Here is a 12633-nt window from a genome sequence, read left to right as displayed (position 1 = left end):
GTGGGTGACCGGCACGAGAACCGCTCCTCTCCTGCTGGGGTGTGGGTCTGACCGGCCCCAGCGCGGCTGGTCACGCCGGGGCCGGTGGTCGTTACGCGCCGCGGGGGTGCAGGACCTCGCGGAGTCGGGTGCCGATCCACAGGGGGACCGGTGGGGTGACGGCGTTGCCGTAGCCGTCGATCTGGTCGCGGCCTTTACCCCAGACGGTGAAGGTGCCTTTGTGGTCGCCGAAGTCGGGGTCGAATCCGCATCCGCGGCCGACCTCGTGGGGGGTCATCATGCGGAAGAAGCACTCTTCGAGGGAGATCTCGGCGAGGGCGTCGCGCCAGTGCGCGGCGAGCAGGGCGGTGGTGTCGCGGCTGGTCATGGTGCCCAGGGGATCGGTGAGCGGGTGGGCGGCGGTCTCGGTTCCGGTGCTGCCGTTCTGTTTGAACCAGCCTGCGAGCAATGCGGGGTCACCGGCGGCGGTGAGCAAGCCGGGGGTCTGCTCGGCGGTGACGGTAGGCATGGCCTGGGCGTGGCTGGCCGGGGTGGTGTGTTTGCGGAAGGGCACCACACCTGAGGACAGGATGCTCAGGGTTTCCGACCCGCCCTGAGTGGGCAGGGCCTCGTCGATGCCGCGTGGTGCTCCCTGGAAGTTGTTGACGGCCATCGCGATCGGGGGAGTGATCAAGCCGGTGGTGTTGGTGGCGGGCTGGGTCCACAGCGGTTGACCGAGGATCCTGGCCCGGCACGAGGACCCGGGACGCTCAAAGGTGTTTCCGGCCGCGACCATGATCGCGCCGGTACTGAGCAGCGCAGTCTCTTGTTGCGAGGTTTGCGTCGACATCGGTTGCAGCGGGTGGCGTTCCACTCCGCGTTGGGCCTTGGCCGGCATCAGCACGGCGGGGAACTCGGCGAACTTCTGACGGCACCGCTCGGCGCGGGCCATGGTCGCCGGGGCCAGCGGTTTGGTCCGCTCGCCGATCCGGGTGCCCAGGTGGGTGAGGTCCAGGGCGGTCAGCGAGGGTGTGGCGGTGGGGGAGACCTCGCCGAAGCAGCGCGGGCACCGGTAGTTGTACTGCTTGCCGTAGCGCACCGATCCGCTGGCGGGCACCCCGGTCTTCCACGCCCACATCGCCTCGACGGCCTCATCGCAGGGACCGCACCACGCCTGCGGGCGGTGATCGAGGTCGGGGGCGGGCAGTGTGCGGTCCCAGAACACGATGTAGAGCCGGTCCCGGCTCTGTGGGACGCCGAAGAACATCGAGTTGAGGTAGAGCACCTTGTGCTCGTAGCCGAGCTTGGTGATCTCGCGCAGCCACCACCGATACGTCGAGCCGTCACCGACCTTGCGTCGGCCGGGGACCGCTGGACCCCAGGACTGCAACTCGGTGGTGCATTCGACCAGGATCAGCAGGGGATGGTGCTGATCGGCGTAGTGCAGCACGCAGTTGGCCGTTGCCCGGTCCCGCTCGGAACGTGTGGCACGTTCCTCGAACTCGGGGTCGTCGAGGTCAAACAACGTCAGTCCCTGTGCGTAGGCACGCTGGGTGTTGGCCTGCGAGTGGTTGGTGCAGGTCACCCCGGCGACCAGCAGATCGGCCGCAGGGAGTTCACGCACCGAGTGGTAGGTGCCGGAGTCGGTGTTGATCAGATCAGCAATCCAATGCTCGACGTGCGGGTGGTTGGCCTCGTGCACCTCGACCTTGTAGCGGTTGTGGTTCGCCCCGACGATCGTGTCGAAACCGGCGGCCTCGATGCCCTGGGTGAATCCGCCAAATCCTGAGAACAAGTCCAGCGCGGTCGGATTGTCGTGGCGAAAACGTCTGCGACGCAACGCCGGTCGATGTTCCGCTGTCTTCGAGATGATGTGCCCCATGATCGTCGTTTCCTCGCTCATTCCATCCTTAGTGGTTGCCTATAGACTACCATTAACGGTAGCCTATAGGCAACCACTGAGGCACGGAGGAAAGAAGGAGCAGCACATGGCCACGACCACCGAAAACACCTGCGCGGCAAGACCGATGAGCGTTCATGCGCGAGCAATCGCCGCAGGCATCGAGCGGTGGCGCCAAGCCTGCGACCTCGCAGGCAATGTCGACGCTGAACATGACGCGGCCGCCGCCCTCGTCGGGCTGGTCGAGCAAGCGATGCCCGAACTGGCGCGCACCGAGGTTGTCGAGCGGTCGTATCTGGTACGCCGGGTGCAGCGCTACGTCGGCCCGCTGCCCCAGCAGTGGGCAGCGATGGACGATTCCGAGCGCGACCAGTACGTCTGTGACCACTGGCCGGCTGTCGAGGAGTTCGACGAGCACATCGACGACGACCAGCTGACTCTGACGATCGTGAAACCCGCGCAGTGAGCAGCTGTCCCGCGCCGACCGGGCGCACCGCCGTCGTGCTGCCGCCCGTGGCGACCTCGCCGGTAGGCTCAGCCACGCCGAGTGCGCCCGCCGACCTGGCGGGCGACAGGGGAGGAGGAGCCGTCATGGCCGTCGACATCGACGAACCTGCATTGCTACGCGCTCTCGGAGAAGCGATCACGACTCGCCGCGAGGAACTGGGCCTCAGTCAGCGGGCCCTGGGTCTCGAGGCCGGCGTCGAGCGCAACATGCTGCGCGGCGTGGAAGACGGATCGCGGCGAGCAACCATCATCACCCTGGCGCGCATCGCCGAAGCGCTGAAAGTGCCGATCTCGCAACTACTTCAACAGATCGGGCACTAACCCTCCACGACCCTCAGTGAAGACCCACACCGGCTGGTCGCCGTCGCGCGTAACCAGGACGGAGGGGAGGGGGCTGCACATTCGGGGGAGCTCGCCGCCCTCCCCTCCTATCCTGTGAGGAACGATCTTCGGTTTGGGTGTGGCAACTCAGAAGAACGTCCTTCGTGATCGGTGGTGGTGATCGGTGGTCAGATGTCGCCGGTCGAGGCGATCGCGAAGGTTCGTGTGCGACGTGCTCGCAACCAGTTCTGGTCCTTGTTCCAGAGCGTGAGCACTTTACGGGCCAACTCGACGTTGTCGGGCTGGTCGTCGATCGAGCTGGCGAGCCCGGCGTAGAACGTCTCGTAGTCGAGGTTATGAGTGAGACGGACTCGTCGTCGACGGGCTCGGGCGTCAACGCGCAGGAGAGCCGCGAACTCACGGGGTGTCAGGACGCTGTGGGCCGAAGGCAAGTTCATGAGGGGATCTCTCCTCGCGGGGTGGGTGACAGTTCGCGTGGCCTTTGAGAGCAAACCTGTTGCTGGTCACTGATGAGTCCACATGGTGGTCTCCTGATGGTCTAGTTGAGCGCCAGCGTGCTGACCGTGGCCACGATGGCTACAGCGATGAGCGCGAGGATGGGGTTGACCATGCTTGCGGGCTGCCGCGGCGGCGGTGTCGGCCCAGGGTGGCGCCTGGTGAACTCTGCCTCGTGGCCGGCGGGTGCGAGCGGGGCGTCTGGATCGTTGATGCGCATACCGTGTGCGGCGAGTGCGTCGTACCAGGCGTCGTCATGCCAGTCTTCTGTGTGGCCTTCGGCGAGGGCTCGCTTCCGGGCGCGGAGTAGGCGTTGGAACCAACCGAAGTTGCCGATGGGGAATCTCCATAAGGCGATGACGGCGATCGCGAGGACTATGACGGCCACGTTGAGGGACCAGATCACCCAGTTCATGTTTCTCCTTGTAGGTCGAAGGGTTCTTCTTCGAGAGCGATTCGGGTGTTGTCTTTGTGTGTGCATAACATGCCGCACCGACGCCGTGGCGTGCATCGCGCGCCCGAATCGCCCGTCAGCTGGGTCATCGTTGCAGTTGCGGGCGCTTGGCCTGGGTGTCGAGTTGGCGTTGCACGGACTCGGCGACGAGCGCCCGGACCGGCGGGATGCGTCGTGCGCCGGCTTCGGCGATGAGTGTGGTGATGCGGTCGAGCAGATTGTCGCGGTAGGCGTCGGTGATGGTGGGGTCGAGCGCCTGGTCGAGCAGTTTGCGTGCTCGGGTGAGTTTTTCGCGTTTGGCGGGTTGGATGCTCAGGCCGGTGTCGCGGGCGTGGCGTGAGGCGGTGTTCCATGCGTCGCGGGCCGCCAGGGCAGTGGTGACGGCTCGCTCGGCGAGGTCTCTGTCCAGGGGCCGGGAGTCGTAGGCGGCGGCGCGGGCGGCGGTGTAGGCGTCGAGGAACGCCGCGGTGTGGGGGTCGTTGGTGTCGTCGAGGAGTGGGCGGGTGAAGAGCCGGTCTGCGAGGTCGGCGTGATAGGCGGCGTAGTCGGCGTCGATGGTGCCGAGGACGTCGGCCGCCTTGGTCCATTGAGCGCGTGTGCTCTTGACGAGAACGTCTCGGCGAGAACGTGCTTGGCTCATTTTGTGGTAGGCGAGAACCGCGACAGCGATGACGATGAGGCTGGCCGCGACGGCTCCGCAGATGATCCACAGCGTCGTGTAGTCGGTGGGCGCCTCGGGTGCCGACGGTGTCTGCTCGATCGGGGTCTGCTCGGTCGGGGCGGGGGCCGGCGGCGTCGGCGCGGGGGGCGCGTCGGTGGTTGGCTGCCTGTCCTGATCCGGGTCGGGGCCGACCAGAGTCAGAACGGCTCCGACGGAGGAGAGGATGACACCGCCGATCGCAAGTGGAGCGACGGTGGCGGCGACTTCGCCCGTTTGCTTCGCGATGGCGGCCCGCAGGCCTGCCCCCAGCAGGATGACCACCCCGAGGATCGAGGCCCCCCATCCGAGGTCGGACGCCAGCTGCATGAGGCCCTCAGGGGCTTCCGGCTTGAGGGGGGTTGCGTCGGCCAGGACTCCGAGAGTTGTGAACTCCATTGTTCTACATCCCCTTTCGGTGATCGGCAGATGCCATGGGGGGAGTGAACTCAACAAGCCGCTGCCGGAATCCATCATCGAACGCCGAGGTCGGCGGGTAGTGGGCGAGGATCGCCGCTGCGGCGCTCGCCCGGGCGCTCGGGGTGATGCGGCGGATGGTGTGGTCGGCGGCAAGATAGCCCGAGGCTTGTTCGATTAGAGTGGCGCATTGGTGCATGTCACGGCCCTTTCCGTGGTGTGCGTCGGGTCCGTGGGTGTTCCAGCACCCACGGACCACTTTTGTTTCTGCCCGAGTCGGCAGCGAAGGTTCACCCCATCATCAGCGGTGATGGTTTTAGTCTACATGCGTGTGGGATATAGTCAACACCGTGGAGAGACTTCAGGAGCTGGGCAAGCGTGTGCGCGACGCGCGAACCAGCTGCGGTCAGACGCAGGCCGAAGTAGCCAAAGCTGTTGGCGTGCACCGAACCCACCTGTCGGCGATCGAGGCCGGACGCGAAAACATCACCATCGGAACGCTCTACCGGATCGCCGACCACTTCGGCATTGCCGCCTCGCACCTGCTGCCCGACTGATTCGGCGAGACTGTCGGACCTTCGTGAGAAGGTAACTGCGAGTCGACGACCTGGGACAACGCCGCACAGCAGGCAACAAACCGACGCAGGAGGAACCTGATGTTCACCGGATTGACCAACACCATCGTCAACCTCTTCACCCCTGGCGGTGAGTTTGGCGGTGAGTCGGGTGCCAAGGCCATGGAGGCTGGCTATCGGATGGCGATGTTCTATGTGGCCGGCGGACACGTCGCAATCGAAGCCAATGGACACAACGACCGGACAGGCGCGTGCTCGACGACAAGCGTGGAACGGTGTGACGGGACGTCCGCATCGCTAGCTGTACTGACCCGCCAGGTTGGGTACGCGGTCGGCGGGTGAGTTGCCTCGGAGTGCGGTGTGGCCGCGTTCGTGATTGTAGATGCGAAGGAACTCGGGGAAGGCTGCGACGCGTTCGGTTTCACTGAGGTAGGGACGGGCGTAGGCCCATTCCTCCTGGAGGGTCCGGTTGAATCGTTCGACCTTGCCATTGGTTTGCGGCCGGTACGGTCTGGTCCACTTGTGCTTAATCCCGTTTTCGTCCAACAAGTCCCGGAATACCCGGGACCGGTAACAAGAGCCGTTGTCGGTCATCACTCGCGCGGTGGTGACACCGATCGAGGCGAAGTGCGCCAACGCCCGAGTCATGAACGCGGTCGCGGTTTCCTTCTTCTCATCAGCGAGGATCTCGGAGTAGGCGTAGCGGGAATGGTCGTCGACGGCGTGATGCAGATACGCGTACCCCAGGTTCGGGCGGCCAGCAACTTTGCGGGTTCGCCCAGGCTCGCGGTGGGCACTGGAGTTGCGGGCGCCCTGGGCGCGGCCGTGTACGCGATGTCCACCTCCGTCGGGGATTCTCCCGAGCTTTTTGATGTCGACGTGGATCAAGTCTCCGGGCGCTTCACGTTCATACCGGCGGACCTCGCGCCGGCGGGCACGTACCGGCGCCCCGGTCGCCGGGTCGATCCACGACAACCGCAGGCATCGGTACCGGGTCAGGATGCGGTGCACCGTGGAGACGTTCAACCCCAGGTGAAACGCGATCCGGGCCGGCCCCCAGCGACGGGAGACGCGTAACCCGACGACCCGGCGTTCCCGGCGCCGGCGGGTGCGATGCGGACACGATCGGGGCCGGCTGGACCGATCACCCATCCCGGCCGGCCCCGATTCGCGGTAGCGATCCGCCCATCGCTTGGCCGTGGTGACCGACACGTTGAACCGGTTAGCCGCGCGGCGCAAGGGCCACCCATCTTCGACAACACACCGAGCCAGACGCAACCGGCCAGTCGGGGACAACGGTGAATTACGGTGAGACACGAAGACCTCCGGGTTGAGGAGCGGTTCCTAGACAGCTCCACACCTCACTCGGAGGTCTTCCCTATGTCACGTCGACTCGCCGAACGCCGTACCTAACGTCCCGGGTCAGTACAGCTAGTCGGCCCGAAGAGCTATGCCCGGATCGGTGTGGCGCTCCGGGAGGACGGCACTGTCGTCGCCCACGGTTTACGCGGCCTCGTCAGGATGATCCGCCCGTACGCGGCCGCTTTTGACGACCTCGTCCAGGTCCCCACCGCGCCGCTGGCGAGCGGCGTGCACAGCTCTACCACACCACGCAGGCGATCATCGGTGAATTGACCTCCGTTCTCTGTCAGGAACCCCGGCACCTGATCACCGGCGAGGACCACAAGCACTACATCGTCGATCCCGCCACTGAGCGTAGGCCTGACCCCGCCGCCAACTCTCAAGTGCAATAGTCTCCCGTTGAGATGCCGATGTCCTCGACTGCCGCGCCGGCGCAGCCGCGCGGCCCGACAGAATAACCGATACCGTCGCTGGATGGACTTCACCGCCGAACAGCTACGACACCGGCATTGGCAGCTATGACGTCGATGTCGTACACAGACAAGGCGGCCGTGCTCGCCGATGCCTGCGCCGCGTTGACCGGCGGCGACGACGACCGCGCAGCCGGCATTCTCGCCACGGAATACCCCTTCGTATCCACCGCTAAGGTCGCACGCCGCTACACCGAGCGGCAGAGCTTACGAGTGTTCTACCGCGACGGATTCACCGACAGATACAGCGGAGAGCGTCTCGTACATCCCGGGGCGCTGCGCTTGCTGTCCATCGTGCTGCCAGACCAGTTCCCCGCTGACCCGCACTGGAACATGACCAGAACCCACATCGGCTTCTGGGAACTGTTCCCGTCGATCGACCACCGTGTCCCCGTTGCCCGCGGCGGGCCCGACGACGGCACCAACTGGGTGACCACATCTATGCTGCGTAACTCCGCCAAAGCTCACTGGACACTCGACGAACTGGGCTGGACAGAGTTCCCTGCCGGCGACATCGCCACCTGGGACGGTCTTACGGCCTGGTTCGTCGACTACCTCCATCGCCGTCCACAGCTACTCGACGCACACTCGTACCTGAGACGGTGGCTGTCCGCGACTGTGGCAGTCCGAGATGAGATTGCCTGAACCGCCAGGATGACAGGGCCTCGGTGATATCTGGTCATCCTGACCCACGTGCCCAGCGACTCGTCCGAGGGATGCGGCCAATGCCCCAGCTCAACGGCGTAGCAGGCGACGTTTGCGGGGTCTCTTTGAAGGGCATTTGTGCATCATGGGCACCCCTGACATGCCGCCCGGCTGGTATCCGGATCCGGTTGACGATCGCCGTATCCGCTGGTGGGACGGAGACGAATGGGATTTGGCTACTCGTCCGGGAAGGCGTAGCCCGGGTCGTCGTCCACTTGTCGTCATTGGCGTCGTTGTTGCAGTAATGGCGCTCGCCATAGTCGGTGCGATCGTCATACATACGCAGAACAAGACCGAGACCACACCTAGCAGGCAGGGTCCGGTCATCACCGGAACGGTCAAAGACTGGATTGCGGCAGTTTGTCTTCCCAATACCGCGACTGACATCGCGTACCGAGGAATGACGATCGACCTCTATCAGCACGCATCGACCGCGCAGCGTTGCTTCAACGAGAAGCATGCCCGATCTCCATTGCCACTTACGCCACGGAGTCCGACCTCTCCCTTGACCTGTCCTGCCGCTACGCGGGCTGGTGGGCAACCACCGAGCTGGAGGACGGAAACTACCTGCTCTTTCGCTCGAACCCAACATGGACACGCGAACAGTCGAGCCTGCTACCACTCGAGCAGTTCGGGTTCACCATCACCCTCGAGAGACGAGAATTGGACGAGACCACGCAACAGTGGTGTTACGCCGAAAATTAACTAACCGACACAGCGGAACCCGTTGCAGCAGAGTTAGTTCAGAAATCCGACTACTGCGCGCACAACACCGCCACGAAGTGGCCCACCGGCAGCTATCTGGGCGTCCACGTCGCCGCGCACGCCAAGAGCGGATCGTGGGACGCCCGCGGCGATCCCGTCAACGGCGGCCCTACCGGCGCCGACGGTTCCACCGGCAACAACCTGACCCAAGAGTATTGCGCACGCAATCAGGATGATCCACCACGGAGCGACGCCTGCCACAGGGCTGGCCAGAGGGTTCGTCAGTCGCCAGATCCAGCGCAAGAACGTCCGCTTCGTCCTACCCGCCCCCGAGTCGATTACGCACCCATGCTGTCATTGCCTCCTAGTTACGACAACCAACAGACATTCGTCACTGGTGACGAAACATACAGCGCCACACCACATTACGCCGATAATGTTGCGTTATGACAGGGAGTATCAGATTAACGGTGTAAGTGGCGTTTTCGGTTAGTTGTCTTCGCTGGCCGGCATGCGGTCGGCGAAGGTGATGGCGAATGCGTTGAGTGCTGGTTTCCACCGCATTGTCCATCGTTTCTGTCCGGTGCCGGTCGGATCGAGCGACCGGGTCACCAGGTACAGGCACTTTAGCGCCGACTGCTCGTTCGGGAAATGCCCACGAGCCCGCACTGCGCGCCGGTAGCGGGCGTTGAGTGACTCGATCGCATTCGTCGAGCAGATCACCTTACGGACCTCGATGTCGTAGTCGAGGAACGGTATGAATTCTTGCCATGCGTTGCGCCACAACCGGATAGCTGCCGGGTACCGGTGCCCCCACTCGGCGTCGAACGCATCCAGCGCCTCGGCCGCGGCTGCAGCGGTGGGGGCGGTGTAGATCGGTTTGATCGCCTTGGCGATAGCATCGCGGTGCTGGCGGCCGGCATAGCGGAATGTGCCCCGGATCAGATGGATGACACACGTCTGCACCACCGTGTCGGGAAAGACCGCCCCGACCGATTGCGGCAGGCCTTTTAGCCCGTCGCAGACGAGGAAGAAGATGTCGGCTACACCCCGGTTCTTCAGCTCGGTAAGCACCGCCAGCCAGTACTTTGCCGACTCACCATCGCCTTCACCTGCCCACATCCCGAGCACGTCACGATGCCCGGCCAGATCCACCCCGATCGCGGCGTAGATCGGCCGGGGCCCTACCTGCCCATCGCGGATTTTGACATGGATGGCGTCGATGAACACCGCGGCGTAGACGCGTTCGAGCGGACGGGCATGCCAGGTGGCCATCTCTTCGAGCACCCGGTCGGTGATCCGGCTGATCGTGTCTTTGGAGACCGCAGCACCGTAGATGTCGGCGAAATGGGCGCTGATTTCACCGGTGGTGAGCCCACGGGCATACAGCGACAACACCACCTCATCCACATCAGTCAAGCGGCGTTGGCGCTTCTTCACGATCTGCGGCTCGAAGGTGCCCGCCCGATCCCGCGGGACATCGATCTCGACCTGCCCACACGCATCAGTCAGCACGGTCTTCGACCGAGACCCGTTGCGCGAGTTGCCACTCCCGCGACCACGCTGGTCGTGCTTGTCGTAACCGAGATGCTCAGACATCTCTTCATCGAGCGCCGTCTCGAGCACCGTTTTGGTCATCGCTTTGAGCAACCCATCCGGACCGGTCAGGCGGACCCCGGCCTCCCGGGCCTGGCGGACCAGCTCGCGGGCTACCTCGAGTTCATCGACGCTGCGGTCCGCAGGCACCTCGACGATCCCGTCATCGTGTTCATCAGATGGCTCCACAGCCACCAGAGTGTCGGTCATGATGCGACCTTCCTGCCCCCGACACACCGAGGGCGGTAAGGCCACTTACACCGTTCTCACGACAGTCCCGCCACTTACACCGTTCTCACGACAGTCCCTTATGACATCACGACAGTCCCGCATCGGCTGCCAGCACATGGTGACGGTGGTGCCGTCGGGTCCGGTGGTGAGTGCGTTGGTGTCGCTGAGCACGGTGATGAGTGCTAGTCCGCGGCCGCGGAAGCGCTCTGAGGGGCTGGGGTCCCAGGTTCCGGTGTCGGTGACGGTGATTTCGAGGACGCCGTTGGGTCGGTGTCGGCTGCGCACGGTGACCGTTCCGGGTGCGGCGGTGTCTTTATAGGCGTGTTCGGTGGCGTTGGCGACTGCTTCGTAGACGGCCAGGACGATGTCGCCGCGGCGTTCGGTGTCGGCGTCGACGGTGGCCGTGACCCAGAGGGTGAACAGTTCGCGCAGTGTGTAGGCGGCTTCGGCGGTGGCCTCGACCGAGCGTTGGAAGTCACCGGTGGAGTCGCCATCGAGGTGCAGTGATGAGTCCACGCCGCGGTGTTTACTCAGTCGGGGTGCCGCTCATTCCGGTGGGGTCGGTCATGGAGGTGACGGCGTGGGCGAGGGAGGGGTAGAGGACGATCGTCTGGTCCAGGCCCATAAGTGTCAGCGGCCTCGACGTCGCGGGTTCGGCGGCGACGACTCCGAACAGTCCGGTCGGTGCGATGGCCTCGTGTGCGGCGACGAGCGCGGCCATGCCGGCTGAGGCCAGGAAGTCGGTGGTGGTCAGATCGATGATCAGGCCGCGCGGTTGGCCGGTCAACGCGTTCGTTACTGCCTCGGACAGTTGTGGTGCGGTGAGCACGTCGATGCTGCCCTGCACGGTCAGGATCACCAGTTCTTCGTGCTGGGCGGAGACGATGGTCAGCAACGCACGGCCGGCGTTGTCTCCGCTGTCGTCGACGACCACAGCGTCAGGGTTGACCACGGCGTCAGGGTTGTTTGGCTGCACTGGTGACTCTCGCTTCCATCGAAGGGGGGCCACACAGCTGTTGTGTGGCCACGGCCCCGACCGACGACATGACGACGGCTACCTGCTGCACCGGCCTACCCATTTTGTCATGGTCGCCCGCCCGACAGCGATGCGGTCGGGCGAGGACGTCAGGCGCGGCAGCCCTTCGTCGGGTCTCGCCTGGGGACCTCGCCCGACGGTCACACGACACCACGTTCGAGATTGCACATCCGATTGCGCGATACGCATTCGAGCTGGCGGATCGTCGGTTCGTCGAATCAGATGTGGATGCGGATGTCGGAAACTGGTGCACTGTGCTGTCCGAGGCTCGGCTGTCCGGAGCACGCTCGGCTACTCGGTGGACGAGGTCGGTTCGTCGTGGTGGCGGTGCGCTGTCGTGGTGTCCTCGGGGGTGGCCGGTGGGCCGGCTGCGGTGAGGATGAGGTGATCGAAGTCTCGGCGCATGTCGTCGCTGGCGCGTAGCTGTGTGCTGGCGGCGACGATGGCTTCGCACACAACCCGCAGTTTGGTGTTGGACGTTTGGGACCGCCAGGTGAGTACGTCGAAGGCTCGGTCGGCGGGCACGCCGTAGACGAGCATGATCATGCCTTTGGCCTGTTCGATGACGGCACTGTGTTCGCGGAAGGCGCGGATGTGGCCGTCAACTTCGGCCTGGACGGAGTCGTTGGTGTAATCGGCCAGGTCGAGGTAGAACCCTTCGGTGCCGACCGCCCGGCCGGTGTCGTCGCGGATGGCGTGGGCGATGACCGCGACGGGGCGCACCTGGCCGTGGGTGTCGATGATGCGATGTCTGCTGGAGAAGGGGATATGGCGAACGCGCATCTGCTCGACCATCGCGAGGAAGGACGCGCGGTCCTCAGGATGCTTGTGAGAGGCGAGGAGGTCGGTGGTGGGCGTCATCTGCTCGGCCGGGTAGCCGTGCAGGACAGCCGCTTCGGGGCTCCACTCCCACTGTTCGGTGTCGTACCAGAACCGGAAGGTCGCCACTCGCTGGTAGTCGGTGCTGTCGGAGGGACGCTCGGCCCCCTCGGACCCATCAGACACTCGTGCATACTCCTGATCACTGGGAGACCCACCGGCAGCAGGGTCATCGTTCCGTCAGAAAAATATGTATCCCCCTCGGTGGGCGTTACAAGGGCCGTCAGGCCCTATCACCGCAGAGTGTGGCCGGTACCTCACCGGAGTCGGGGTGATGACGCAA

At 64.7% G+C, this 12633-nt stretch carries 14 protein-coding genes and 1 pseudogene; 6 read left to right on the top strand and 9 right to left on the bottom strand.

Going from position 1 to position 12633, the window contains the following annotated elements; all coding sequences use genetic code 11:
- Nucleotides 1-91 precede the first annotated feature (91 nt).
- A complete protein-coding gene (locus GR168_RS23425; protein ID WP_203235967.1) occupies nucleotides 92-1861 on the bottom strand; it encodes a DNA cytosine methyltransferase in 1770 nt (589 codons plus the stop codon).
- Nucleotides 1862-1967: 106 nt separating this feature from the next.
- Between GR168_RS23425 and GR168_RS23420 the strand changes: the two genes are divergently transcribed.
- A complete protein-coding gene (locus tag GR168_RS23420; RefSeq protein ID WP_159372060.1) occupies nucleotides 1968-2345 on the top strand; it encodes a hypothetical protein in 378 nt (125 codons plus the stop codon).
- 125 nt (nucleotides 2346-2470) lie between these two features.
- Nucleotides 2471-2707: a helix-turn-helix transcriptional regulator gene (locus GR168_RS23415; RefSeq protein ID WP_159372059.1), complete on the top strand. Its 237-nt coding sequence runs from the start codon at nucleotides 2471-2473 to the stop codon at nucleotides 2705-2707.
- Between the two features lie 188 nt (nucleotides 2708-2895).
- On the opposite strand, the gene GR168_RS23410 is transcribed toward GR168_RS23415, so the two are convergent.
- The 3 genes from GR168_RS23410 to GR168_RS23400 all read right to left on the bottom strand — a co-directional run bounded on the left by GR168_RS23410 (nucleotide 2896) and on the right by GR168_RS23400 (nucleotide 4773).
- A complete protein-coding gene (locus tag GR168_RS23410; protein ID WP_058253459.1) occupies nucleotides 2896-3165 on the bottom strand; it encodes a hypothetical protein in 270 nt (89 codons plus the stop codon).
- Nucleotides 3166-3266: 101 nt separating this feature from the next.
- On the bottom strand, nucleotides 3267-3638 hold the full coding sequence (locus GR168_RS23405) for a hypothetical protein (RefSeq protein ID WP_058253460.1): 372 nt from the start codon (nucleotides 3636-3638) through the stop codon (nucleotides 3267-3269).
- A gap of 124 nt (nucleotides 3639-3762) precedes the next feature.
- On the bottom strand, nucleotides 3763-4773 hold the full coding sequence (locus GR168_RS23400) for a hypothetical protein (RefSeq protein ID WP_159372058.1): 1011 nt from the start codon (nucleotides 4771-4773) through the stop codon (nucleotides 3763-3765).
- A 368-nt stretch (nucleotides 4774-5141) separates the two neighbouring features.
- Between GR168_RS23400 and GR168_RS23395 the strand changes: the two genes are divergently transcribed.
- Together GR168_RS23395 and GR168_RS23390 are read left to right on the top strand one after the other, a co-directional pair.
- Nucleotides 5142-5348: a helix-turn-helix transcriptional regulator gene (locus tag GR168_RS23395; protein WP_238995120.1), complete on the top strand. Its 207-nt coding sequence runs from the start codon at nucleotides 5142-5144 to the stop codon at nucleotides 5346-5348.
- Between the two features lie 99 nt (nucleotides 5349-5447).
- Nucleotides 5448-5708 carry a hypothetical protein gene (locus GR168_RS23390; protein WP_065629393.1) on the top strand — a complete coding sequence of 87 codons (261 nt, stop codon included), beginning with the start codon at nucleotides 5448-5450 and terminating at the stop codon, nucleotides 5706-5708.
- On the opposite strand, the gene GR168_RS23385 is transcribed toward GR168_RS23390, so the two are convergent.
- Nucleotides 5664-6683 carry an IS481 family transposase gene (locus GR168_RS23385; protein ID WP_039993135.1) on the bottom strand — a complete coding sequence of 340 codons (1020 nt, stop codon included), beginning with the start codon at nucleotides 6681-6683 and terminating at the stop codon, nucleotides 5664-5666. The two genes, GR168_RS23390 and GR168_RS23385, sit on opposite strands and share 45 nt — an antisense overlap.
- A 572-nt stretch (nucleotides 6684-7255) precedes the next feature.
- On the opposite strand from GR168_RS23385, the gene GR168_RS23380 reads away from it, so the two are divergent.
- Together GR168_RS23380 and GR168_RS24090 are read left to right on the top strand one after the other, a co-directional pair.
- On the top strand, nucleotides 7256-7843 hold the full coding sequence (locus GR168_RS23380; RefSeq protein ID WP_159372057.1) for an HNH endonuclease: 588 nt from the start codon (nucleotides 7256-7258) through the stop codon (nucleotides 7841-7843).
- An 852-nt stretch (nucleotides 7844-8695) separates the two neighbouring features.
- Nucleotides 8696-8842 (top strand): annotated as a pseudogene (locus GR168_RS24090) (Mesocentin); the annotation flags it as partial.
- Between the two features lie 255 nt (nucleotides 8843-9097).
- Here the strand turns inward: GR168_RS24090 and GR168_RS23370 are convergent.
- From GR168_RS23370 to GR168_RS23355, 4 genes are all read right to left on the bottom strand, one after another.
- A complete protein-coding gene (locus tag GR168_RS23370; RefSeq protein ID WP_014928678.1) occupies nucleotides 9098-10414 on the bottom strand; it encodes an IS256 family transposase in 1317 nt (438 codons plus the stop codon).
- Nucleotides 10415-10459: 45 nt separating this feature from the next.
- Nucleotides 10460-10951, bottom strand: coding sequence for an ATP-binding protein (locus GR168_RS23365; RefSeq protein WP_238995119.1), 492 nt, complete (start codon nucleotides 10949-10951; stop codon nucleotides 10460-10462).
- A 10-nt stretch (nucleotides 10952-10961) separates the two neighbouring features.
- Nucleotides 10962-11387: an STAS domain-containing protein gene (locus GR168_RS23360; protein WP_159372055.1), complete on the bottom strand. Its 426-nt coding sequence runs from the start codon at nucleotides 11385-11387 to the stop codon at nucleotides 10962-10964.
- Between the two features lie 375 nt (nucleotides 11388-11762).
- Nucleotides 11763-12476, bottom strand: coding sequence for a PAS and ANTAR domain-containing protein (locus GR168_RS23355; RefSeq protein ID WP_159372054.1), 714 nt, complete (start codon nucleotides 12474-12476; stop codon nucleotides 11763-11765).
- Nucleotides 12477-12633: the final 157 nt, after the last annotated feature.

The sequence above is a fragment of the Gordonia sp. JH63 genome, assembly GCF_009856645.1.
GTDB lineage: Bacteria > Actinomycetota > Actinomycetes > Mycobacteriales > Mycobacteriaceae > Gordonia > Gordonia hongkongensis.
The sequence above is the reverse complement of the archived record's forward strand: the minus strand, read 5'-3'. Positions and strand labels throughout refer to the sequence as shown.